At 63.3% G+C, this 23,900-nt stretch carries 21 protein-coding genes; 14 read left to right on the forward strand and 7 right to left on the reverse strand.

Annotated features, from left to right (window positions below; all coding sequences use genetic code 11):
- Positions 1-38 precede the first annotated feature (38 nt).
- The gene (gene cytX / locus AC07PQ_RS14110; RefSeq protein WP_493185736.1) at positions 39-1,367 is read left to right on the forward strand and encodes a putative hydroxymethylpyrimidine transporter CytX; all 1,329 of its coding nucleotides are present in this window, start codon (positions 39-41) and stop codon (positions 1,365-1,367) included.
- On the opposite strand, the gene AC07PQ_RS14115 is transcribed toward cytX, so the two are convergent.
- Complete coding sequence (locus AC07PQ_RS14115; RefSeq protein WP_150048671.1) at positions 1,336-2,082, reverse strand: RsiV family protein; 747 nt, start codon at positions 2,080-2,082, stop codon at positions 1,336-1,338. The genes cytX and AC07PQ_RS14115 overlap by 32 nt on opposite strands.
- A gap of 223 nt (positions 2,083-2,305) precedes the next feature.
- Here AC07PQ_RS14115 and AC07PQ_RS14120 point away from each other — a divergent pair, with 223 nt between their 5' ends.
- From AC07PQ_RS14120 to AC07PQ_RS14160, 9 genes are all read left to right on the forward strand, one after another.
- Positions 2,306-2,923: an NUDIX domain-containing protein gene (locus tag AC07PQ_RS14120; RefSeq protein WP_007921427.1), complete on the forward strand. Its 618-nt coding sequence runs from the start codon at positions 2,306-2,308 to the stop codon at positions 2,921-2,923.
- Positions 2,914-3,366, forward strand: coding sequence for a DUF1249 domain-containing protein (locus AC07PQ_RS14125; protein ID WP_007921426.1), 453 nt, complete (start codon positions 2,914-2,916; stop codon positions 3,364-3,366). The genes AC07PQ_RS14120 and AC07PQ_RS14125 overlap by 10 nt, the downstream gene beginning before the upstream one ends.
- Before the next feature lie 99 nt (positions 3,367-3,465).
- Complete coding sequence (gene cpdA / locus AC07PQ_RS14130; protein WP_493185737.1) at positions 3,466-4,281, forward strand: 3',5'-cyclic-AMP phosphodiesterase; 816 nt, start codon at positions 3,466-3,468, stop codon at positions 4,279-4,281.
- Positions 4,282-4,397: 116 nt separating this feature from the next.
- Positions 4,398-5,006, forward strand: coding sequence for a YqiA/YcfP family alpha/beta fold hydrolase (locus tag AC07PQ_RS14135; protein WP_007921424.1), 609 nt, complete (start codon positions 4,398-4,400; stop codon positions 5,004-5,006).
- A 42-nt stretch (positions 5,007-5,048) separates the two neighbouring features.
- Complete coding sequence (gene parE, locus AC07PQ_RS14140; protein WP_007921422.1) at positions 5,049-6,956, forward strand: DNA topoisomerase IV subunit B; 1,908 nt, start codon at positions 5,049-5,051, stop codon at positions 6,954-6,956.
- The gene (locus tag AC07PQ_RS14145; protein ID WP_101336667.1) at positions 6,956-7,939 is read left to right on the forward strand and encodes an esterase-like activity of phytase family protein; all 984 of its coding nucleotides are present in this window, start codon (positions 6,956-6,958) and stop codon (positions 7,937-7,939) included. The genes parE and AC07PQ_RS14145 overlap by 1 nt, the downstream gene beginning before the upstream one ends.
- On the forward strand, positions 7,936-8,457 hold the full coding sequence (locus AC07PQ_RS14150; protein ID WP_493185738.1) for a retropepsin-like aspartic protease family protein: 522 nt from the start codon (positions 7,936-7,938) through the stop codon (positions 8,455-8,457). The genes AC07PQ_RS14145 and AC07PQ_RS14150 overlap by 4 nt, the downstream gene beginning before the upstream one ends.
- Before the next feature lie 10 nt (positions 8,458-8,467).
- Positions 8,468-10,726, forward strand: coding sequence for a DNA topoisomerase IV subunit A (gene parC / locus AC07PQ_RS14155; protein ID WP_009041892.1), 2,259 nt, complete (start codon positions 8,468-8,470; stop codon positions 10,724-10,726).
- Positions 10,727-10,905: 179 nt separating this feature from the next.
- Positions 10,906-11,619 (forward strand): PqiC family protein, encoded by a 714-nt coding sequence (locus tag AC07PQ_RS14160; protein ID WP_007921414.1) that lies wholly within the window; start codon positions 10,906-10,908, stop codon positions 11,617-11,619.
- A 211-nt stretch (positions 11,620-11,830) separates the two neighbouring features.
- Here the strand turns inward: AC07PQ_RS14160 and AC07PQ_RS14165 are convergent, their stop codons facing one another.
- On the reverse strand, positions 11,831-13,375 hold the full coding sequence (locus AC07PQ_RS14165) for an AhpA/YtjB family protein (protein WP_007921413.1): 1,545 nt from the start codon (positions 13,373-13,375) through the stop codon (positions 11,831-11,833).
- Between the two features lie 134 nt (positions 13,376-13,509).
- Between AC07PQ_RS14165 and serB the strand changes: the two genes are divergently transcribed.
- Complete coding sequence (gene serB / locus AC07PQ_RS14170; RefSeq protein WP_007921412.1) at positions 13,510-14,724, forward strand: phosphoserine phosphatase SerB; 1,215 nt, start codon at positions 13,510-13,512, stop codon at positions 14,722-14,724.
- Positions 14,725-14,814: 90 nt separating this feature from the next.
- Here the strand turns inward: serB and AC07PQ_RS14175 are convergent, their stop codons facing one another.
- Both AC07PQ_RS14175 and AC07PQ_RS14180 read right to left on the reverse strand, forming a co-directional pair.
- Complete coding sequence (locus AC07PQ_RS14175; RefSeq protein WP_007921410.1) at positions 14,815-16,125, reverse strand: MFS transporter; 1,311 nt, start codon at positions 16,123-16,125, stop codon at positions 14,815-14,817.
- 17 nt (positions 16,126-16,142) lie between these two features.
- Positions 16,143-17,318, reverse strand: a complete 1,176-nt coding sequence (locus AC07PQ_RS14180) for a M20 aminoacylase family protein (protein WP_101336671.1) — start codon at positions 17,316-17,318, stop codon at positions 16,143-16,145.
- Positions 17,319-17,444: 126 nt separating this feature from the next.
- Here AC07PQ_RS14180 and AC07PQ_RS14185 point away from each other — a divergent pair, with 126 nt between their 5' ends.
- Complete coding sequence (locus AC07PQ_RS14185; RefSeq protein WP_493185739.1) at positions 17,445-18,398, forward strand: LysR family transcriptional regulator; 954 nt, start codon at positions 17,445-17,447, stop codon at positions 18,396-18,398.
- A gap of 149 nt (positions 18,399-18,547) precedes the next feature.
- Here the strand turns inward: AC07PQ_RS14185 and asd are convergent, their stop codons facing one another.
- The 3 genes from asd to AC07PQ_RS14200 are packed head-to-tail and all read right to left on the reverse strand — an operon-like array spanning position 18,548 to position 21,823.
- Entirely contained in the window at positions 18,548-19,408 is an 861-nt protein-coding gene (gene asd / locus AC07PQ_RS14190) for an archaetidylserine decarboxylase (protein WP_007921406.1), read from the reverse strand.
- A 17-nt stretch (positions 19,409-19,425) separates the two neighbouring features.
- The gene (rhdA, locus tag AC07PQ_RS14195; RefSeq protein ID WP_009041897.1) at positions 19,426-20,241 is read right to left on the reverse strand and encodes a thiosulfate sulfurtransferase; all 816 of its coding nucleotides are present in this window, start codon (positions 20,239-20,241) and stop codon (positions 19,426-19,428) included.
- Between the two features lie 43 nt (positions 20,242-20,284).
- Complete coding sequence (locus tag AC07PQ_RS14200) at positions 20,285-21,823, reverse strand: HDOD domain-containing protein (protein ID WP_493185740.1); 1,539 nt, start codon at positions 21,821-21,823, stop codon at positions 20,285-20,287.
- Positions 21,824-21,989: 166 nt separating this feature from the next.
- Between AC07PQ_RS14200 and motA the strand changes: the two genes are divergently transcribed.
- Positions 21,990-22,841 (forward strand): flagellar motor stator protein MotA, encoded by an 852-nt coding sequence (gene motA, locus AC07PQ_RS14205; protein WP_007921402.1) that lies wholly within the window; start codon positions 21,990-21,992, stop codon positions 22,839-22,841.
- A 3-nt stretch (positions 22,842-22,844) separates the two neighbouring features.
- The gene (gene motB, locus AC07PQ_RS14210; protein WP_007921401.1) at positions 22,845-23,885 is read left to right on the forward strand and encodes a flagellar motor protein MotB; all 1,041 of its coding nucleotides are present in this window, start codon (positions 22,845-22,847) and stop codon (positions 23,883-23,885) included.
- The last annotated feature ends 15 nt before the right edge of the window (positions 23,886-23,900 follow it).

Genomic DNA, 23,900 nt, shown 5'->3' on the forward strand with positions numbered 1-23,900 from the left:
AACGCTATCGCGGGTAAGCCTCGCTCCTATGGGGTGTGATGATTTTCCAACTGTGCCCCTTCGAGATAGCATCCTTGAACACATCCAGCAGCACTTACTCTCCCGATCTTGCGGTCCCGGCCGAGCGACGCGTATTCGGCGCGCGCGATCTGTTTTCCCTGTGGTTTTCCCTCGGCATCGGCCTGATGGTGTTGCAGACCGGCGCGCTGCTGGCGCCAGGCCTGGGCCTGTCCGGTGCCTTGCTGGCGATCTTTCTCGGTACGGCGGTCGGCGTCTTGCTGCTCGCGGCGGTCGGGGTGATCGGCAGTGATACCGGCCTGTCGTCCATGGCGGCGCTCAAGCTCAGCCTCGGTACTTACGGCGCGAGCCTGCCGGCGTTGCTCAACCTGTTGCAACTGGTGGGCTGGGGCTCGTTCGAGATCATCGTCATGCGCGATGCCGCCAGCCTGTTGGGCACTCGTGCGTTCAGCGAAGGCAGCCTGCTGGCCAGTCCTTTGCTCTGGACCCTGTTTTTCGGCGCGCTGGCGACTTTGCTCGCGGTCAGTGGGCCGCTGACCTTCGTACGCAAGATCCTGCGCAAGTGGGGCATCTGGCTGCTGTTGGCGGCCTGCCTGTGGCTGACCTGGAACCTGTTCGCCAAGGCCGATCTGGCCGCGCTCTGGGCCCAGGCCGGCGACGGCTCCATGCCGCTCGGCGTGGGCTTCGATATCGCGATCGCCATGCCGCTGTCGTGGTTGCCGCTGATCGCCGACTATTCAAGGTTCGGCAAGCGGGCGCGCAATGTCTTTGGTGGTACGGCGCTGGGGTTCTTTATCGGCAATCTGTGGCTGATGAGCCTGGGCGTGGCCTACACCCTGGCCTTTGCGCCGAGTGGCGAAGTCAATGCGCTGCTGCTGGCTTTGGCCGGCGCGGGCCTGGGGATTCCGCTGTTGCTGATCCTGCTGGACGAGTCGGAAAACGCCTTTGCCGATATCCATTCGGCCGCGGTTTCCTGCGGCATTCTGTTGCGTCTGAAAGTCGAGCACCTGGCTTTGGCCATTGGCGTGCTCTGCACTCTGATCGCCTGCCTGGCGCCGTTGGCCCAGTATCAGAACTTCCTGCTGCTGATCGGCTCGGTGTTCGCGCCGCTGTTCGGCGTGGTGCTGGTGGATCACTTCATCCTGCGCAAGCGCAGTGCACAGGAACTGTCCGTGGGGTGGCGCTGGCCGGCGTTGCTGGCCTGGCTGGGCGGGGTCAGCACCTATCACCTGCTGGCCAACTTCTATCCGGATGTTGGCGCAACCCTGCCGTCACTGGTGTTGGCAGGGCTGCTGCAGGGGCTGCTGGGATGGGCCTTCAGCCACGGCCAGGAAACAGCTCGGGCTTGAGAATGCCGTTCAGGCGGTTGTAAGGGATCTTCAGTTCAATGTGGCCCAGCGCGTAAGGCGCGATCACCGACACGTTGTACTTGAGGATCACGCCGCCGTAGGTCAGCGCCACGTTCGGGGTTTTCTGGAACGGCCAGCTCTTGATGAACTCCGGCTCCTGGTCCAGCTTGGTGCTGATCAGCCAGCTGTTGTGAGCCACTTGGGCGGCTTTCCAGAACGCGGCTTCCTGGCCCGGGCGCAGCATGTCGGACAGGGTCAGTTCCTTGTGCAGCTCGCGGGAGTAGTTGATGAAGCCGCGACCGGGCGTGCCGTGGGCGCCGCCGGTGTCCAGGTAGCTGGCCAGTTCGATGATCACCAGGCCGTCATGCTGTTCGCGTACCTTGGCTTGCAGGTACATGCTGTTGCGGCTGTCGGCCTCGCGCAGGAACTTCTCCCTATAGGCGCTCAGCGTCGCTGGCACGGCCTGGTCCGCGGTGGTGCGGGTCATCTGCAGCAGGCGCCTTTCAATCAGCGCATCCAGCTGCGGCTCGTCGGCGAAGTGCACGGTGTCGATGTTCACCAGCGGGCAATCCTGATTGCTGCAGCCGGGCTTGATCTGTTCCGACTTGTCGCTGGTGCTTTGCAGGGGCTTTTGATAGCTGGGTTGGAACAGGCTTTGGCAGGCGCCCAGAGTCAGGGCCAGGCAAGCCACGGAGGCGATTTTAAGAAGCGACATGTGCGTCCTTGATAAACCAGAGGTAGGCAAAAGTTACCGGCTTCGACTGCCTGCGGGGCAATCAGTTCGCCACTAAGCTCAATAGAGGCAATTAGATTAGGTTTGCCCCCTTGCCGTCTATCCCGATGATGGCAAAGGGGCTGCATCATCGGTCAGCGGCGCGTTAGGATGGCGCGAAGTCGAGGGGGAGCCTCGGATCGAATTGCAGGAAACGAGGATTGCTATGACGGACTTTGCCAACACCACGCCGACCACTGTCGATATCGTTCGGCGCGAGAAATGCTTCCAGGGTTTTTATCAGCTCGACCGTGTGCACCTGCGCCACGAGCTGTTCGCCGGTGGCATGGGGCGCGAAATCAGTCGTGAAATCTTTGTCCGTCACGATGCTGTCTGCGTCCTGCCATACGATCCGCAACGCGATGAAGTGGTGTTGATCGAGCAGTTTCGCGTCGGCGCCATGGGGAAAACCGCGACCCCCTGGTTGATCGAGCTGGTCGCCGGTCTGATCGACAAGGACGAGCAGCCGGAAGAAGTTGCTCACCGCGAGGCGCAGGAGGAAGCTGGACTGACATTCTCCGCGCTGTGGCCGATGATCCAGTATTTCCCGTCGCCGGGGGGCAGTACCGAGTTCGTGCATCTGTATCTGGGGCGCTGCGACAGCAGCGGTGCCGGTGGCCTGCACGGGCTGGAGGAAGAGGCGGAGGATATCCGTGTGTCGGTCTGGGCTTTCGAAGACGCACTGCAGGCGGTAAGGGATGGGCGGATTTCCAACGCGGCGAGCATTATTGCCTTGCAATGGCTGGCTTTGAACCGCGTTGAAGTGAGGGGGTTATGGTCGTAAACAAAGTGCGCGATCGCTATCGGGTCGATCTCGTGGGGCTGCAAGCGTCCTGCGAGGCCAACTATGCCCGGCTGATGCGCCTGTTGCCCGACATGCGCAACCAGCCGGTGGCGCGGCGGATCGCGGTGACCCAGGGCGACCAGATGCTGGGCGTGCTGGCGCTGGAGGTGCTGCTGGCCTGTCCCTACACCACCACCCTGCAGGTGCGTCAGGAGCACAGCCTGCCCTGGCTGCCGGTGCCGCAGCTGGAGGTCCAGGTCTATCACGACGCGCGCATGGCCGAGGTCATCAGTGCCGAGCACGCTCGGCGCTTTCGTGGCATCTATCCGTATCCGAATGCCTTCATGCACCAGCCGGACGAGAAGGCCCAGCTCAATGTATTTCTCGGTGAATGGCTGAGCCACTGCCTGGCTTGCGGTCATGAGTTCGAGGCCGTGCGGTAGATGTGAACTGCGTCCGGTTCGCCGGTTTCCTCTTTTGAATTTCCCCCAGCATAATTGCCCCCATTCCTCACTTCCCGTGACACGCCCTGGGAGGCCGCCTTGCCGAGCGTATCCACTCTGACCACCGACGATCCCGTGTTGCTGGTGCAGTTGTCCGACAGCCATCTGTTCGCCGAAGCGGACGGCACGCTGTTGGGCATGAATACCCGCGACAGCCTGCAGCGGGTGATCGATCTGGTGCTGGAACAGCAACCGCGGATCGACCTGATGCTGGCCACGGGCGATTTGTCCCAGGACGGTACGCTGGAGTCCTATCAGCTGTTTCGTGACATGACCCGGCAGATTCCGGCGCCGGCGCGCTGGATTCCCGGCAACCACGACGAGCCGCACATCATGGCGCAGGCGGCGACCCAGAGTTCGTTGCTGGCGCCGGTGGTGGATATCGGCAACTGGCGGATCACCCTGCTCGACTCGGCCGTACCCGGTTCGGTACCGGGCTATCTGCAGGACGATCAATTGCAGCTGCTCGCCAGTGCCCTGAGCGAAGCCCCCGAACGCCATCACCTGGTATGCCTGCACCATCATCCAGTCTCCATCGGGTGCGCCTGGATGGAGCCCATCGGGCTGCGCAATCCGCATGCGCTGTTCGCCGTGCTGGAGCGCTTTCCACAGGCGCGCGCGGTGCTCTGGGGCCATGTGCATCAGGAAATCGACCGCCAGCAAGGGCCTTTGCGCCTGCTGGCGTCGCCCTCGACCTGCATCCAGTTCGAACCGGGCAGCGAGGATTTCCAGGTCGGTGAGACCGCGCCGGGTTATCGCTGGCTGCGCCTGCTGCCCGACGGGCGCCTGGAAACCGGTGTCGAGCGGGTCACCGGCTTCGATTTTGAGGTCGATTACGGCAGCGACGGCTACTGATTCCGGCCCGGAGCCGCAGTCTGCGGCGGCAGGACAAAGGGATACACCTGAACACAAGTCAAGCGGCGATACACCCTGTAAACTGCGCCTTTTTGCACGATGCAAAGGGAGTGCGCATGTCCGGTTCGATCCTGTATATCCACGGCTTCAACAGCGCACCGGCGTCGAAGAAAGCCAGCCAGCTGATCGCTGTCATGGAGGCGATCGGCCGCGGTGAACAGCTGCGGGTGCCGGCCTTGCATCATCATCCACGCGAGGCCATTGGCCAGTTGGAACAGGCGATTGCCGAACTCGGACGGCCGCTGCTGGTCGGCAGCTCTCTCGGCGGCTACTATGCGACTCACCTTGCCGAGCGTCACGGCCTGAAAGCCCTGCTGATCAACCCCGCGGTCAGTCCGCACCGGATGTTCGACGGTTTTCTGGGCACGCAGACCAACCTCTATACCGGGGAAACCTGGGAACTGACCCACGACCACGTGACGGCCCTGGCCGAGCTGGAAGTGCCGGCGCCCCAGGACCCGCAGCGGTTCCAGGTCTGGCTGCAGACAGGTGACGAGACGCTGGACTATCGCAGCGCCCAGCTGTATTACCGAGCCTGTGCCTTGCGCATCCAGGCCGGCGGCGACCATAGTTTCCAGGGTTTTGCCGGACAATTGCCGGCGTTGTTGAATTTTGCCGGCATCGGCCCGGATCAGTACCAGGCGATCGATTTCACCTCGCTGTGAACCCTCGCTTCTATTTCATTGAACGACTAACGACGAGACCCCATGGCCACTCCCAGCGCTAGCTCTTATAACGCAGACGCCATCGAAGTCCTCTCGGGCCTCGACCCGGTGCGCAAACGCCCGGGCATGTACACCGACACCACTCGGCCGAACCACCTCGCCCAGGAAGTCATCGACAACAGTGTCGACGAAGCCCTGGCGGGGCACGCGAAGTCGATCCAGGTCATCCTGCATGCCGACCATTCCCTGGAAGTGTCCGATGACGGCCGCGGCATGCCAGTGGACATTCACCCCGAAGAGGGCGTGTCCGGTGTCGAGCTGATCCTCACCAAGCTCCATGCGGGCGGCAAGTTTTCCAACAAGAACTACCAGTTCTCCGGCGGTCTGCACGGGGTGGGTATTTCCGTGGTCAACGCCTTGTCGAACCAGGTGCGGGTGCGGGTCAAGCGTGATGGCAACGAATACCAGATGACCTTCGCCGACGGCTTCAAGGCCACCGAGCTGGAAGTAGTCGGCAGCGTCGGCAAGCGCAATACCGGGACCAGCGTGTACTTCGCCCCGGATCCGAAATACTTCGATTCGCCGAAATTCTCCGTCAGCCGCCTCAAGCATGTGCTCAAGGCCAAGGCCGTGTTGTGCCCGGGGCTGCTGGTCAGCTTCGAAGACAAAGGCACCGGCGAGAAGGTCGAGTGGCATTACGAAGACGGCCTGCGCTCCTATCTGGTGGATGCGGTCAGCGAATTCGAACGCCTGCCGGCCGAGCCTTTCTGCGGCAGCCTGGCCGGTAACAAGGAAGCGGTGGACTGGGCCCTGCTGTGGTTGCCGGAAGGCGGCGACAGCGTGCAGGAAAGCTACGTCAACCTGATTCCGACCGCCCAGGGCGGTACCCACGTCAACGGTTTGCGCCAGGGCCTGCTGGACGCCATGCGCGAGTTCTGCGAATTCCGCAACCTGCTGCCGCGTGGCCTGAAGCTGGCACCGGAAGATGTCTGGGAGCGCATCGCCTTCGTTCTGTCGATGAAGATGCAGGACGCGCAGTTCTCCGGCCAGACCAAGGAACGCCTGTCGTCCCGCGAGGCGGCCGCCTTCGTTTCGGGCGTGGTCAAGGACGCGTTCAGCCTGTGGCTCAACGCCAACCCGGAACTGGGCATGCAACTGGCGGAGCTGGCCATCAGCAACGCCGGCCGTCGCCTCAAGGCCAGCAAGAAGGTCGAGCGCAAGCGCATCACCCAGGGCCCGGCACTGCCAGGCAAGCTGGCGGATTGCGCCGGCCAGGACCCGATGCGTTCCGAGTTGTTCCTGGTGGAAGGTGATTCCGCCGGTGGTTCGGCCAAGCAGGCGCGGGACAAGGAGTTCCAGGCGATCCTGCCGCTGCGCGGCAAGATCCTCAACACCTGGGAAGTCGACGGCAGCGAAGTCCTGGCCAGCCAGGAAGTGCACAACATCGCCGTGGCCATCGGGGTCGACCCGGGCGCCGAGGACATGAGCCAGCTGCGCTACGGCAAGATCTGCATCCTCGCCGACGCCGACTCCGACGGCTTGCACATCGCGACGCTGCTCTGCGCGCTGTTCGTCCAGCATTTCCGTCCTCTGGTGGATGCCGGTCACGTCTACGTGGCGATGCCGCCGCTGTACCGCATCGACCTGGGCAAGGAGATCTACTACGCCCTCGACGAAGCCGAGCGTGATGGCATTCTCGATCGCCTGGTGGCCGAGAAGAAGCGTGGCAAGCCGCAGGTCACCCGATTCAAAGGCCTGGGTGAAATGAACCCGCCGCAGCTGCGCGAAACCACCATGGACCCGAACACCCGGCGCCTGGTGCAGTTGACCCTCGGTGAAGACTTCGCCGCGACCTCGGAAATGATGGACATGCTGCTGGCGAAGAAACGCGCCGGCGATCGCAAGAGCTGGCTGGAGTCCAAGGGCAACCTGGCCGAGGTTCTGGCCTGATGCGCAGAGGCTTTGCCCTGGCGTTACTGCTATTGGCAACCTCGGCGATGGCCGACCCCTTGCCCGAGTTGAGGCTGCTGGCCGAGCATCCGGTGGACGGCATGCGTGGCGGCAACCTTTCGGGGCTGGCGTTGTGCGGCAAGGCGCTGTGGACGGTCTCCGACCGCGACGACGATCAGATCTATCGGCTCGATACCAGCGACCGCGTCTGGCAGGCCGAAACCGTGCGCATCGACGTGCCGCCGGTGCCGGACAGCGGTTTGCCCTGGGGCTTGAACTCGCGCACCTGGGTCGCGTCGTTCGTGCGCGGCGGCGACCTGGATTTCGAGGGCATTACCTGCGACAGCGCCGGCAACAAGTATGTGGTCAGTGAGTCCCATGCGGCAGTGTTGCAGCTGCCGCCGACGGGTTCGGCCGCCTGGCTGAAGATTTCGCCGATCATGGTGCGCGAGGCGCGGGCCAGCGGTATGTTGCTGCACTTCAATGCCCTGTTCGAAGGCCTGGCGGTCAACCCGGCCGGCGACCGGATCTGGCTGGCCGCCGAGCGCGAGCGCCGCGGGCTGCTGTTGATCAAGCGCCAGCAGAGTGTCTGGGATTGCGACGGCGGCTGTGTGCTGCTCAGCGAGGCCGGGTTGGAAATGCAGCCACCACAGATGCCCAAGGCCAAGGCGGTGTCCCGGGATTTCGCCGACCTGTCGCTGTTCGAGGGCAAGTTGTTCACCCTCGAGCGCAATGCGTTCCAGGTCTGTCGTCGTGATGCGTCGACGGCCAAGGTCGAGCGTTGCTGGTCGTTTGCCGCCGAGGCGTTGCAGGAAAACCGGCGTTATCCACAGGCCTATGGCCTGACCGAGGCCCTGGTGGTGGATGCCGACGGCGCCTGGATCGGTGTGGATAACAACACCGGAGCCCGTGCCGACGGTGAAAAACGCCCGATCGTCTGGCGCTTCGCCGCGCCCGAGGGCGGTTGGAGTGCCAAGCCGTGAGCCAGCAGCCACCGGGCAAACGTGCCGGGCGCGTGCTGTTGGTGCTGGCCTGGGGCGCCGGCCTGTTCTTGGCAACACGGTTTTTTGGCGAGTGGGAACAGCGTCAGGAGAACCCCAATGCTGTCGTCACTTCGCAACAACATGAGGGTTACATCGAAGTGAAACTAGTCGGCAACGGCCAGGGGCATTTCATCGCCAGCGGCCAGATCAACGGCCAGCCGGTGAGTTTCATGCTCGATACCGGAGCGACCGATGTGTCGATCCCGTCCGGGCTGGCCGAGCGTCTTGGCCTGGAGAAGGGCGCACCGGTGACCCTGAGTACCGCCAACGGTCGTAGCGAGGGTTATCGAACCCGCCTCGACCGCCTGCAACTGGGCGATATCGTCCTGCGCGATGTCCGTGCGCTGGTCGCGCCGGGCCTGGGTGGCGAGCAGGTGTTGCTGGGCATGAGCGCTTTGAAAAAACTTGAATTTACCCAGCGCGGCGGCACTTTGCTGCTGCGCCAGACAACGAACTGATGAGGCCCGCATGAGCGACTCCCTGGATCTCAGCCTGGATGGCGTAGAACGCCGATCGCTGGCTGACTTCACCGAAAATGCCTACCTCAACTACTCCATGTACGTGATCATGGACCGTGCTTTGCCGCATATCGGCGACGGCCTGAAACCGGTACAGCGGCGTATCGTCTACGCCATGAGTGAGCTGGGGCTGGATGCCGATTCCAAGCACAAGAAGTCCGCCCGTACGGTCGGTGACGTGCTGGGTAAGTTCCACCCCCACGGCGACTCGGCCTGCTACGAAGCCATGGTGCTGATGGCGCAGCCTTTCAGCTATCGCTACACGCTGGTGGACGGTCAGGGTAACTGGGGTGCGCCGGACGATCCCAAGTCCTTCGCCGCCATGCGTTACACCGAAGCGCGCCTGTCGCGTTACTCCGAAGTGCTGCTCAGCGAGCTGGGCCAGGGTACCGCGGACTGGGGGCCGAACTTCGACGGTACCCTGCAGGAACCCCTGGTATTGCCGGCACGTTTGCCGAATATCCTGCTCAACGGCACCACTGGTATCGCCGTGGGCATGGCCACTGACGTGCCGCCGCACAACTTGCGCGAAGTCGCCACCGCTTGCGTGCGCCTGCTGGATGAGCCCAAGGCCACGGTCGAGCAGCTCTGCGAGCACATTCAGGGCCCGGACTATCCGACCGAGGCGGAAATCATCACGCCGCGCGCCGACCTGCTGAAAATCTATGAAACCGGTCGCGGTTCGGTGCGCATGCGTGCCGTCTATCGCATCGAGGATGGCGACATCATCGTCACCGCGCTGCCGCACCAGGTGTCCGGCGCCAAGGTGCTGGAACAGATCGCCGCGCAGATGCAGGCCAAGAAGCTGCCGATGGTCGCCGACCTGCGCGACGAGTCGGACCACGAGCACCCATGCCGGATCGTGATCATTCCGCGTTCCAACCGGGTCGATCCCGACGAGCTGATGCAGCATCTGTTCGCCACCACCGAGCTGGAATCCAGTTACCGGGTCAACGTCAACATCATCGGCCTGGACGGCAAGCCGCAACTGAAGAACCTGCGCGCCCTGCTGGTGGAGTGGCTGGAGTTCCGCGTACTGACGGTGCGCCGCCGCCTGCAGTTCCGCCTGGACAAGGTCGAGCGCCGCCTGCACCTGTTGGACGGCTTGCTGATCGCCTACCTCAACCTGGATGAAGTGATCCACATCATTCGTACCGAGGACCAGCCGCGAGCCAAGCTGATCGAGCGTTTCGCCCTGAGCGAAGTGCAGGCCGACTACATCCTCGATACCCGCCTGCGTCAGTTGGCGCGGCTGGAAGAGATGAAGCTGCGCGCCGAGCAGGACGAGCTGCTCAAGGAGCAGGCCAAGCTGCAAGCCCTGCTCAACAGCGAAGCCAAGCTGAAGAAGCTGGTGCGCACCGAATTGCTGCAGGACGCCGAAACCTACGGCGACGACCGTCGTTCGCCGATCGTCGAGCGCGCCGAGGCCAAGGCCCTGTCGGAAAATGAGCTGATGCCGACCGAGCCGGTCACCATCGTTCTGTCGGAAAAAGGTTGGGTACGCTGCGCCAAAGGGCATGATATCGACGCCACGGGGCTGTCCTACAAGGCCGGCGACGGCTTCAAGACCTCGGCCATCGGGCGCTCCAATCAGTTCGCGGTGTTCATCGACTCCACCGGGCGCAGTTATTCGGTGGCGGCGCATACGCTGCCATCGGCCCGTGGCCAGGGCGAGCCGCTGACCGGACGCCTGACGCCACCGCCTGGGGCCAGTTTCGAATGCGTACTGCTGCCGGACGATGAGGCGCTGTACGTGATCGCCTCCGACGCGGGTTACGGCTTCGTGGTCAAGGGCGAGGATCTGCAAGCCAAGAACAAGGCCGGCAAGGCGTTGTTGAGTCTGCCGAACAACGCCAAGGTGCTGTTGCCGCGGCCGGTGAGTGATCGTGAACAGAACTGGCTGGCTTCGGTGACCACCGAAGGGCGTTTGCTGGTGTTCAAGATCAGCGACCTGCCGCAGTTGGGCAAAGGCAAGGGCAACAAGATCATCGGGATTCCGGGTGAGCGAGTGGCCAGCCGCGAAGAGTACGTGACCGATATCGCGGTACTGCCGGAAGGCGCGACACTGGTGCTGCAGGCCGGAAAACGTACCCTGTCGCTCAAGGCCGATGACCTTGAACATTACAAGGGCGAGCGCGGTCGCCGGGGTAACAAGCTGCCACGGGGCTTCCAGCGAGTGGATGCGTTGTTGGTAGAAACTCTCAATTGATGCGGGTTAGAGCGTCCGATCTGCGATTTAACCGGTAGATCGGCGCTACAACACTGGAGTCATGGCGCATATTCACGGATGATATGCGCTTTCAAGCGCCGGCGTGGCTGAGCGTTATTCAGGGTTATTTTGAGTATTTACACTGTGGCTAGCCTTGTGGCCGCCACCTGGATGGGATGATGACTGCTCTGCGCCTTCCTCTTGTTTTCTTGCTCGCTGGCGTTCTTGGCCTGGCGGGTTGCAGCGTACACCAGCCGGTGTCGCTGTATCAGCTGGACAGCGGAAGTCCAGCTCAACCGGCACAAAGCGCCGGCATGGCCGTATTGCTGGGGCCGGTACTGGTTGCCGACTACTTGCAACGTGAAACCTTGCTGCAACGTCAGAACGACGGCAGCCTGCAGGCTTCGACCGACGGTCGCTGGGCCGGTAGCCTGTCTTCCGATATCGATCAGTTGCTGTTGCGTCAGGTCGCCGGCCAGCTGGACAGCCAGCGTGTAGTGCTGGCGCCGGCGAGCACCGGTTTCACTCCGGATGTGCAGGTGCTGCTGTCGATCACTCGCCTGGATTCGGGCGCCTCGCAACCGGCGGTTCTCGATGCGCAATGGCGCCTGATCGATCGTCGTGGGCAGGTTCGCGACAACCGTATCGTTCATCTGCAGGAGCAGCATGCGGGTACCACCGCGTCCCAGGTCCAGGCCCAGGGCGTATTGCTGCAACGCTTGGCCGAGCAGCTGTCGGGTGCCCTCAAGCCGCTGGCCAACCAGCCTACGGTAGCCGAGGTACCCCGCAAGGCGGCGCCTGCGCCGGCGGCAAAGCCGGCCGAGCAGGAGAAGCAGCCGAAGATTCCAATGGCCACGCCTATCCGCACGGATATGGAAGTGTTCCGCTTCTGAGTGTTGCGGTTCCAGGACAAAGCCCGCTGATCAGCGGGCTTTGTCGTTTCTGGGGGGGGGGGGCAGGTTGAGCCTGAGGTAATGGTGCGCCCTTGATGGAGTATCGCGAGCAAGCTCGCTCCTACAGAGGGGCGACCGGCTTGCTCGCGACGATTGTGCCGCAGCCACAAAAAAGCCCGCATCGCTGCGGGCTTTTTGTTGGGCGGCTGGCTTAGAGCTTGGCCCGGGTTTCGTGCATCCGCGCCAGTTGCCGTTCCAGCATCGATGGGTAGGGCTCCATCAGGCGTTCGACGCAGCAGGCGCCTTCCGGGCTGGCGATCGGACGGATGCGCGCGCGCTGACGAATCAGGGCGTCATCGTTGATCTTGCGCTCGACCAGCAGCAGGTTGCGGCTGTGCTGGGACAGCGCCAGGGCGTCCTGGGCGGTCTCGGTCAGCAGCAGGTCGATCTGGCTCAGGCCGAACAGCTCTTCGCCAAGGGTCAGGCCCAGTTGCAGCTGCAGGGTGATGCCGCTGTCGGCCACTTCGATTTGCAGGGCGTGGCCCAGGGCGCGCAGCAACTCGCCACAGCAGATGGCATTGGTCAGGTAGTCGTCGCCGCTGTCTTCGCTATGGAACAGCATCAGCGTGCTGCCGTCGTTCAGGGTGTGCAGTTCGCTCTGGTACAGCGAGGCGGCCTGGTCGAGGCAGTCGCGATAACGTTCCAGCAATTCCGTCAGGCGGGCGCGGGGCAGGCGGCGCAGTTGCTCCTGGGCGCCCAGTTGCACGGCCAGGACCGCACTGTGCTGCGGCTGTGCCGGTACCGTGGGTTTCACGATCGGCTTGGCAGCGGTCGCGGTGGACGAGCTGTCGCGAAGGTCGGCGAACGGGTCTTCATCGTCGGCCAGGTCCTCTTCGGCATTGATCACGTGCCGCGGCGCGGGCTTGAGCCCGGCTACGGGAGCGCTTTCATCGAAGCTCGGGTCACGCAGGTTGCGCACCTCGAAAGTCGGTTCCGCGTCTTCGCTGTCGTCGTAGTCGGTATCGTCGATCTCGGCTTGCGGTTCGGGTTCCGGCTCGACCTTCTCGGGCGCGAAGCTGGCGTGCAGCTGGCGCGCCAGGTCGCCAATCTCGTCCTGGCGCTGGGTGGCCGGGGTGTTTTCGTCGATATCCCGCAGCCAGACCCGCAGTTGCATCAGCGGTGTGGAGATGTGCCGTCCCAGGCGCAGGCTCAAGGCCAGGGCCAAAGCCAGCAGGATCGCGCTGAGAATGCCCATGCTCTGCAGGCTGATGGTCATCGGCTGCTGGAATTGTTCCATGTCCAGGCTGATGCGCAGGTTACCCGCGGTCACGTCCTGGAAGGTGATCTTGGTCTGGTAGACGCCTTCGGTTTCACCCAGCAGGCTGCTTTTCGGGCGCTGACCGGCTTCGGCGAGGATGCGGTTGTCCACGCTGTAGATCGCCGCATGGGCAACCAGCGGGTTCTTGGTCAGGTTATTCAGCAGCACGTTGAGGCTGAGGATGTCGTTGGACACCAACAGCTCGGTGGCCGAGGTCGCGGTCTGGGTAGTCAGGCTCTGACCCAGGGCGTCGGCTTGTTCGTGCATGGCCTGCTTGAACTGCAGGCCCATCACGCAGGCATAGATCACCAGGGCCAGGGCGACCAGGATCACGTTATGGCTGGCAATGCGCAATGCAATCGGTACACGGCGGTGACGCAGTGCACGGAAGATCAGCAGGAAGAAGTTATCGGTTTTAACTGGCGTGGGCCGGTTCACTGAGCTCGGCTCTTTTGTCCGTGAAGTTGAGGCGCAGTATAGCGACAGGCCCTAGACCGGCAAAGCGCTGGCTGTGCCCGATGGTCACTGAAAGTGGGTAGAATGCGGTTTTTTTCCACCTGCGGGGGTGCGCCTTGCGCGAAATCGTCCTGATAAACATCACTGGTGAAGACCGTCCGGGTCTCACTGCGGCCATTACCGGCGTTCTGGCCCAGGGTGGTGTGAACATTCTCGACATCGGTCAGGCGGTGATTCACGACACTCTGTCGTTCGGCATCCTGGTTGAAATTCCGGACAACGAGCAGAGTTCGTCGGTGCTCAAGGACATTCTGTTCACCGCCTATGAGCTGGACCAGCAGGTCCGTTTCACGCCGGTTTCCGAAGAGGATTACCAGCAGTGGGTCGGCGGTCAGGGCAAGAAGCGCCATATCGTCACCTTGCTGACCCGCAAGGTCACGGCCGAGCAGTTGCAGCGCGTCAGTTCGATCACCGCCAAGTACGGCTTGAACATCGACCACATCGATCGCCTCTCCGGGCGCATGCCGCTGGACACCCCGGCCGACAAGGGCAAGGGGTGCATCGAGTTCTCCGTGCGGGGCGAAGCGGCCGATCCGCAGGCATTGCGTGCCGAGTTCCTCAGCGTCGCCCAGGAGCTGAACGTCGATATCGCCTTCCAGGAAGACTCGCTGTTCCGTCGCAACCGCCGCCTGGCGGTGTTCGACATGGACTCGACGCTGATCGAGGCGGAAGTCATCGACGAACTGGCCAAGGCGGCCGGCGTGGGTGACCGGGTGGCGGAAATCACCGAGCGGGCGATGGCTGGCGAGCTGGATTTCCGCGCCAGCTTCAAGGAGCGCCTGGCCTTGCTCCAGGGCCTGGACATCAAGGTGCTGGACTCCATCGGCGCATCGCTGCGCCTGACCGAAGGCGCCGAGACCCTGTTCGCCGAACTCAAGCGCCTGGGCTACAAGACCGCGATCCTCTCGGGTGGTTTCACTTACTTCGCCAAGCAGCTGCAGGCCAAGCTGGGGATCGACTACGTATTCGCCAACGAGCTGGAAGTGGTCGACGGCAAGGTGACCGGTGTCGCGGTCGAGCCGATTGTCGACGCCCAGCGCAAGGCCGATCTGCTGCGCGAACTGGCCGCCAAGGAAGGTTTGCGCCTGGAGCAGACCATCGCGGTCGGCGACGGCGCCAACGACCTGCCGATGCTGGCGATCGCCGGCCTGGGCGTGGCCTTCCGCGCCAAGCCGCTGGTCAAGCAGTCGGCCAAGCAGGCGATCTCCACCCTGGGCCTGGATGGCGTGCTGTATCTGCTGGGCTTCCGCGATCGCGACGGCCAAAGCTGATCCAGTAGGAGGTGCGCCGTCGCCAGGCTGCGCATCGCGGAACCTGAGTCCGCTGCCGGTCCGATGCTCTCCAGGCCGGCAGCGGGAGGCCTAGTCCAAGGCTTTGCCCGCGGTTTCCGGCACCATGGCCAGGCCGATCAGCGACAACAGAATGCAGACCATCACATACCAGGCCGGCGAGCTGGGGTCGCCCGTGAGCTTGATCAGGCCAGAGGCGAAGAACTGCGCAAAACCGCCGAACACCATGACTCCCAGGCAATAGACGATGGACATGCCGCTGGCACGGATGCGGCGTGGAAACAGCTCCGGCAACACTGCAAGGGAGGGTACCGAGGTATATACCAAAGGCACGCTCAGCAGGCTGACTACCAATAGCAGCATTGGCAAGCCGGGCATGGCATGCAGCAGCAGGAAGCCAGGGTAGATCAGCGCCAGCAACGCCAGCCGCGGCAGCAGGATCGATCGGCGCCGGCCGATCCGGTCGCTCAATCGCCCCGCCGGGACCGACAGCAGCACCGTCAGCAGTGCCGACGCCGAGGCCGCCCAGATCGCCACCGACAGGGGCATGCCGAGCAAGGTCACGGCGTGGTTGGCCAGGTAGTGGCTAATGATAAAGGTCGGTGCCGTTGCTCCCACCGCCACTAACACTCCGGCGATAATCTGCCGCGAGTGCTGGCGCAGCAACGGCCCCGCCGGTTCCTGGTCTGGCGCAGGCTCACCTTGGGGCGAGCTGGTGCTAACGGCGGCAGTTTCATCCAGCCGGTGGCGAATGTATTCACCTACCGGAATCGTCAGCACGCCGACCGCGAACACCATCCGCCAGCCCCAACTGTCCATGGCTTCCGGTGACAGAACTGCGCCCAGCAACGCCACCACCAATGTGCCGCAGAGTACCCCCAGGCCCTGGCTCAACAGCTGCCAGCTACAGTAATAGCCGCGTGTTCGGTCGTTGGCGTACTCCATCAGCATGGAGGTGGCCGCACCGACCTGGCCACCCACGGCAAAGCCTTGCACCAGGCGCGCCAGCAGCACCAGCAGCGGGCCCAGCAGGCCGGCCTGGGCGTAAGTGGGGGCGATCACTAACAGCAGCGAACCAATGGCCATCAGCCAAAGGCTTAGTCGCAACGCCGGTTTGCGGCCTCGACGGTCGGCATACAGGCCAATCAGGATGCCGCCGATGGGCCGGCTGATAAAACCGGTGCCAAATACCGCCAACGACAGCATCAATTGCAACAAGGGTTCATCGGTAAATGGAAAGAACAGGCGCCCCATCAAGGTGGCCAGGGCGCTGTAGACGATGAAGTCGTAGAACTCCAGGGCGTTGCCCAGTGTGATGGCGATAATTGCGCGCCGACTGGGAGCCGACGCATTGAGCACCGGCGCTTTCTGTAAAGTGGTCATGGCAAGTGCTCCCGGAGTCAGGCCAGATAGCGTTCCACCAGCTTGACCCAGTAACTTGCCCCGATCGGCAGGGCCTGGTCGTTGAAGTCATAACCTGGGTTATGCACCATGCAGCCGCCTTCGCCGTCGCCATTGCCGATAATCAGGTAGCAGCCTGGTACCTGCTCCAACCAGAAGGCGAAGTCCTCGCTGCCGGTCAGCGGCTGCATGTTCGTCGCCAACCCTTCCTCCCCGAGCCAGTCTCGCGCCACTGCCTCGGCCAGCCGGGTCGCCGCGACGTCATTGACCAGCAGCGGATAGCCATACTCGTAATCCACCTCGGCACGGGCGCCAAATCCCGCGGCCTGGGCCTCGGCCAGGGCCACGATGCGTTGACGCAACAGCTCGCGGATGTCCGGGCACAAGGCGCGTATGCTCAGGCGCATTTGCGCGGTTTCCGGAATCACGTTGGGGGCCTCGCCGGCCATGATCGCCCCCACAGTGATTACGGCCGTCTCCAGTGGGGGCACGTTGCGCGACACAATGCTTTGCAGGGCCATCACCAGAGAGGCACAGACCACGATCGGGTCCACGGCCTTGTGCGGCATCGCACCGTGGCCGCCGGTGGCCTGGATGCGGATGGTGGCGGTATCGGTGGAGGCCATGAATGGCCCAGGCAGGAAGCCCAGCTTGCCCAGGGGCACCCCCGGCATATTGTGCATGGCGAAAATCGCCTGGCAGGGGAACAGATCGAACAGGCCATCATCCAGCATGCGCTTGGCCCCGGAGCCGCCATGACCTTCTTCGGCCGGCTGAAAGAACAGGTGCAGGGTGCCACGAAAAGGCCGGCGCTTGGCCAGGTCCCAGGCCGCGGCCAGCAGCATGGCGGTATGGCCGTCGTGGCCGCAGGCGTGCATCTTGCCCTCGACCCGGCTGGCCCAGGGCAGGCCGGTGGTTTCCTGGATCGGCAGGGCATCCATGTCGGCGCGCAGGCCGATAGCGGGCCCTTCTCCATTGCGGAGTGTGCCGACCACGCCGGTTTCCCCCAGCCCTTCGTGAATGTCGTAGCCCCAATTCTGCAGGCAGCGAATCACCTGGGCGCGGGTCTCGAACTCTTCGAATCCCAATTCGGGATGGGCATGGATCTCATGGCGCAGGGCGATCATGGATGGGGTGATTTCACGGATACCGGGCAAGATGGTGGACGCGCCCATGGCGATGTCTCCTTTTTATTGTTGGGGTTATGACCTAGGCCTGGGGATACTAGAAGCAACCCAGAACACCGGGAAGGCGCAAAAAAGTTGTCAGTAGCACTTCTGGTTGATGGTGGGAGAGGAGCAATGAAGATCCATCAGTTGCAGGCATTGATCTCCATGGCGGAGCACGGCAGCATCCGCGCCGCTGCCAAGGCGCTGGCCCTGTCGCAAGCCGCGGTCAGCAAGACCTTGCGCGAACTGGAGGCCGAACAGCAGTTGCCCTTGCTACAACGCCATGCCGGCGGTACGCGGCTGAACGATGCCGGACGGGTACTGCTCAAGCATGCCCGGCAGGTGCTCAGGCAACTGGAGCGAGCCGAGGATGAACTGGCCGCTTTGCGCGGCCAGCACGCGGCCCGCCTCTGCGTCGGGGTCACGCCCTGGCTGGCTGAAACGCTGTTGCCGGATGTGGTGCGGTTGTTTCGCCAGCGCATGCCGGAGATTCGCCTGGAATTGTTCGAGGGATTGCTGGCGGTAGCCTTGCCCCTGCTACGGGATGGTCAAATGGACTTCGCCATCGGCCCACTGTTCAGCAGCATTTCCGCCCAGGAGTTCCATTGCCAGCCGTTGTTGACCCACCCTTGTCGGGTCTTCGCCCGCCATGGCCATCCGGCGTTGCGGGCCAGTTCCCTGGAGGAGTTGCTGGAGCAGGAATGGGTGGTCAACTACAGCCCGGTCACTTATGAGCAGGTGATGCACTCGTTGTTCGGTCGGCATGGATTGGGCATCGGTCCCGAGCGATTGATCTGTGCCCATTCGATGACCCTGCTGTCGAGCATGGTGCTGCAAGCTGGCATGTTGAGCTTCGGCCCGGAGCCATTGTTGCTGTGCCATGGCTTCCAGCCCCATGTGCAAGCCTTGGCGCTGCGCGAGGAGATGGATAGGCAGGCCATGGGCATCATCAGTCATCAGGGGCATACCCACAGTTATGCCGCGATGTGTTTTATCGACTGCCTGCAACAGAGCCTGAAGCAGAAAAGCCGTTCGTCGCACCCGACGGATCGTGCCCTGAGCGAGATGCTGAGCTTGTTGTTCTAGTGGCCCCAGTGGTACTGCGTCGGGAGCCTGCGACGGGCAAAAAAAAGCCGCCTGTCGAAAGACCGGCGGCATTCTTCGGACACTCCCCTGAACTGGGGGGGCTTCATCGCGCCTGGAGCTGTTCGCTCTTCATTGCGCAGTCAATCGCCTCAGGCGTTTGCCGACGTCAGGCTCTGGCCCATCTGGACCGGCGAGCCGGCCGCCAGTTCTTCGGCCCACTGCACTTGCTCCGGCCCGAACAGCACGATCGCGGTGGAACCCAGCTTGAAGCGGCCCAATTCGGCGCCCTTTTCCAGGTGGATCGGCGCGCGGGCGGCTTCGTCGTAGCGCACGGTCTTCAGTTCGCGCTTGGGCGGAGTCACCAGGCCGGCCCAGACGGTTTCGATCGATGCCACGATCATCGCGCCGACCAGGACCACGGCCATCGGCCCGCGCTCGGTATCGAAAACGCATACCACGCGCTCGTTGCGGGCGAACAGCTCCGGCACGTTTTCCGCGGTGGTCTGGTTGACCGAGAAGATCCGTCCCGGCACGTAGACCATTTCCCGCAGGGTGCCGGCCAGCGGCATGTGCACGCGGTGGTAGTCCTTCGGCGACAGGTAGATGGTGGCGAAATCGCCGCCCATGAACGGGGCTGCCAGGGCCGAGTCGCCACCCAGCAGTTCCAGCACGCTGAAGCTGTGGCCCTTGGCCTGGAATACCCGACCGTGCTCGATCGGGCCAAGCTGGCTGACCGCGCCGTCGGCTGGGCTGAGGATCGCGCCCGGGGTCTGGTCCAGCGGGCGGGCACCGTCTTTCAACGCGCGGGTGAAGAAGGCGTTGAAGTGCTCATAGGCGGTCAGGTCTTCCACCAGCGCTTGGGACATGTCCACCTGATAACGCTTGGCGAACCAGGCGGTGAAGGCATTCTTGAACCAGCGCACGCGGCACTCGGCAATGCAGCCGGCCAGGCGCGACAGCAGGTGGTGAGGCAGCAGGTACTGGCTGAGGATAAACAAACGCTTTTTCATTAACTGTCCTTAAAACCTTAAATCTCTACGGGCGTGTCAGGGTGGTTGCCCCATTCGCCCCAGGAACCGGCATAGCCTTTGACTCGCGGATAACCGAGCGCCTTGGCCACCAGATAGGTGAAGCCAGAGCGATGGTGAGTCTGGCAGTGGGTGATCACTTCTTTGTCTTTGCTGATGCCGAGCTGTTCGAGGATCTGCGGCATGTCGCTGCGGATCCGCAGGTTGCGCGCCGGGTCCATGCCCGCCGTCCACTCGAAGTTGATCGCACCGGGAATGTGCCCACCCTTGGCGGCGAGGACTTTCTCCCCCGAGTACTCCAGGGGGCCGCGGGCATCCCAGATCGCCAGGTCGGCCGCGCCAAGACGACTTTGCAGGTATTCGCGGGTGGCGGTCGGTTCGTCGTGCAGGGTCAGGGCGACAGGGCCGCCGACGGCCGCCGGGACTTCATTCGAGACCGGCAGGCCGTCGGCCAGCCAGGCCAGCAGCCCGCCGTCCAGGTAGTGGTAACGGGAGTGGCCGATGACATCCAGCAGCCAGATGAAGCGCCCGGCCCAGCCGCCGCCTTCGTCGTCATAGACCACGTAGACCGCGTCCGGGTTATGCCCCAGTTCGCCGAACAGGGCCTCAAGGGCTGCCTGTGGCGGCATCAGCCCTGGCGCCGGTGCCTGACCGAGCTGGGTACGCTTGGGGTCGACGAAGTGCGCGCCGGGGATATGGCCCGCGGCATAGCGGGCGGCGCTGGTTAGGTCCACCAGAATCAGTTCGCGGGCGTCGAGGCGAGGGAGCAGGTCGCTCGGCTCGATCACCAGCGGCAAGCCAGAGAAGTCAGGCATGTGAGGTCTCCAGGGCACAAAGGGAGGGATTGTAGCGCAAGCGTCAGCGGCTGCGGTTGGTAAAGCTGTGCAGGGCCTTTTCGATGCACTGCGTGGTCTTGCCGAACGCCTGTACGGAGATTTCCGAGAAGGGTTGGCCGCCCTGGTCGGCGACGATCAGCATGATTACCCGGCCATTGCTGGGCACCGAGCGCATCAGCAGGTGCTCGCCACGAAACAGCGTGCGCAGGCTGGCGGGCAGGCGGGCGGAGAACTGGGCGTTGTTGGTCGGCGTCAGGCGCACTTGCGCCGGAGCATCCAGCAGCCTTTGCAATACGCTGCTCTGGTTGATCGTCAATGCCAGGTTCATGGCGGGGGCGGGCAGTCCGGCGATCTGATGCACGCGCAACTGGGTCCGCGTGCGGTCGACCATCAGCAGCATCACCCGGCGCATGCCGCACGCCACCAGGGCGTCGCGGGCAAAGGTGGTCAGGTGCATGGCATTGCTGAAGCGGCTGGGCTCCACCAGCAATTCGCTGCATTGCTTGCGCCACTTGGCCAGATCTTCTGCGGTTGGTGCGGGAACCGGGAGCTCGCCGCGATGCACGCGCCGGGCCTCCCAGGGCCAGAGCAGCGCCTCGGCCGGATGCCACAGGTCGGGCATGTGGTGATGCCGGGCACTCTGCGCGGCTTGCTGGTGCAGCTGTTGTTGCAGCTCGTCCATCGACATCTGCAGGTACAGGCTGGTCAGGTATTGCCAGCGCATGCAGTGCGGGCCGGTCCAGGATTCTTGCGCCGAGAGGGCCAGGGCGTTGGCCAGCAACACACTGTTGGCCGGCTGGTTCAGCCAGCGCTGCAGGGCCGGGTCGGCATCCAGGCATTGTCGCTGGTGCAGCGGATGGGCGTTGTCCCGGGCGATATGCAGGGCCTTGACCAATTGGTCCTGCTCGTCGATCAGCAGGCGGTAGCCTTGCTGTACCCAGATCGGCAAGTGCCAGACCTCCACCAGGGCCTGGCCCAACTGAAGCAGGCCGACGCCGAACAGTTCCTGCTCGACCTCCTGGGCCGGTTCGGCTTTATGGACGACACGCAGCTCCCACTCTTCGAGCAGTTTTGGATAGGCCAGCGCCAAGGGCCACAGCGGCGAGAGAAACAGCAGGCTGCCCCAGTGAATGTCCTGCCAGAGCCTGGCCAGGCGCCCGGCGAAAAAGCCATTGGCCTGTTGGGTCGCGTGCTGGCTGATCAGTTGCAACTGGCGCAGCCCAACCGGGATCTCCTGCTCGGGCTGGGCGGGCAGGCGGGCGAGCAATTCTTCGGTACGCGCCAGGCCCAGGCGGTTGAGGGCGACCTCGAGGTTCTCGGCCGGCTCGCCCATGCTGCCGTGGGTGTGGCGATTGGCTTCGCGAATCACGCTCAAGGCCAACGCGGGGCTGTCCTGCATCAGGTCGGCAATGTCGCGCAATGAGCTGCGATTGTCCCTGATGGCTTTGCAGACCCGGTCATGGCTGGCCTGCGGCACCGGCAGGCGGACCGCGTCAAGCAGCTTTATCCAGGATTCGAGGGAGTGGGGGGCGGTAGTTGGGACTGTCGTTTCATTAGACATGGCTGGGCGCAATCATCGTCTGCTGTAAACACGCCCAGAGCGGGCCAAACTGGCTTTTCGCCTTAACGGCCTATAGTCTGGCGCAGTTTTGCCGATAAGTAGAAGAAGAGTTTTAAGAACTTCCGAATATGACCTTGAACCCGACTCAGTAAGTACCTTCCTACCTATGGCTAAAATTATCGGCATCATCGTCGTGTTCGCGAGCGTGCTCGGCGGATACGTGCTTTCTCACGGCAAGATTGCCGCCCTGATTCAGCCTTTCGAGGTCTTGATTATCGGCGGCGCCGCGCTGGGGGCGTTCCTGCAGGCGAACCCCGGCTACATGACCATGCACGTGCTCAAGAAGTCCTTGGGGATGTTCGGTTCGCGTTTTTCCCAGACCTTCTACCTGGAAGTGCTGGGCCTGATCTACGAGATCCTCAACAAGAGCCGCCGCGAAGGCATGATGGCGATCGAGGGCGATATCGAAGACGCTGCCGCTAGCCCGATTTTCGCCAAGTACCCATCCGTGCTCAAAGACGAGCGCATGACCGCGTTCATCTGTGACTACCTGCGCATCATGTCCTCCGGCAACATGGCTCCCCACGAGCTGGAAGGCCTGTTCGACATGGAGCTGTTCAGTCTCAAGGAAGACCTCGAGCATCCGTCCCATGCGGTCAACGGCATCGCCGACGGCATGCCGGGTTTCGGTATCGTCGCGGCGGTACTGGGTATCGTGGTGACCATGGCGTCCCTGGGCGATGGCGACCAGAAGTCCATCGGCCTGCACGTAGGTGCGGCACTGGTCGGTACCTTCTTCGGTATTCTCGCGGCCTACGGCTTCTTCGGCCCGCTGGCCCATTCCCTGGCCCACGACGCCAAGGAAGAGCTGAACGTCTATGAAGCCATCAAGGCCTCCCTGGTGGCCTCGGCTTCCGGCATGCCGCCATCGCTGGCCGTGGAGTTCGGGCGCAAGGTCCTGTACCCGGCGCACCGTCCGAGCTTCGCCGAGCTGGAACAAGCGGTTCGCGGTCGCTAAGCCATGGAAAACAATCAGCCGATTATCATCAAGCGCGTCAAGCGCTTTGCCGGCGGGCATCACGGCGGGGCATGGAAGATCGCCTTCGCCGACTTCGCCACGGCGATGATGGCGTTCTTCCTGGTGCTGTGGCTGCTGTCCACCGCCACCCCGGAACAGAAGATCGCCATTGCCGGTTACTTCAAGGACCCGATCGGCTTCTCGGAAAGCGGCACGCCCTACATCATCGACCTGGGCGGTTCTCCCGAGCTGGCGCCGGAAAACACGCTCAACCCCGAGATCAAGTCGCAGCCGCAACCGGACAAGGTCACGGTCGACACTGATCAGGTCGAGAGCATGGCCGAGCAGGTGGAAAGAGAGCGTCTGGAGCTGTTGCTTCAAGAGCTGCAGAACAAGGTCGAAGAAAACCCGCAATTGCAGAAGTTCAAGGACCAGATCCTGTTCGAGATCACTCCGGACGGCCTGCGTATCCAGATCATCGATTCGGAAAACCGGCCGATGTTCGACTCCGGCAGTGCGCGCCTGAAGCCGTACTTCGAGGACATCCTGCTGGCCATGGCCGACACCATCAAGGCGGTGCCGAACAAGATCAGCATCAGCGGTCACACCGATGCCAAGCCTTACTCGGGCACCGGCGATTTCGGCAACTGGGAGCTTTCGGCCAACCGTGCCAACGCCGCGCGTCGGGCGCTGGTGGCGGGCAGCTATCCGGACGGCCAGGTGGCTCGCGTGGTGGGGTATGCCTCGTCATCGCTGTTCGATCGCAAGGACCCGTTCAACCCGATCAACCGGCGTATCGACATTGTGGTGCTGACCAAAAAGGCCCAGCGCGCGATCGAAGGTGAAGTCGCTCCCGAGGCCTCGGCACCAACCCAGGGCCAGGGTGCCCCGGGCGAAGTGCCGGTCGACCCGAATGCCTTGCCGCCGGAGCAGGAGCCACTGCCGGCCCATGAGCTGCGCGAGCGCCTGAATATCTTCGACGATGCCGCACCGAAGACCGAAGGCGCGGCTGCACCCGCAGCTACGCCTCCAGCCGCGCGGTGATTGGTAACGGCGGGC

It is taken from the genome of Pseudomonas sp. GW821-FHT09E12, assembly GCF_059416085.1.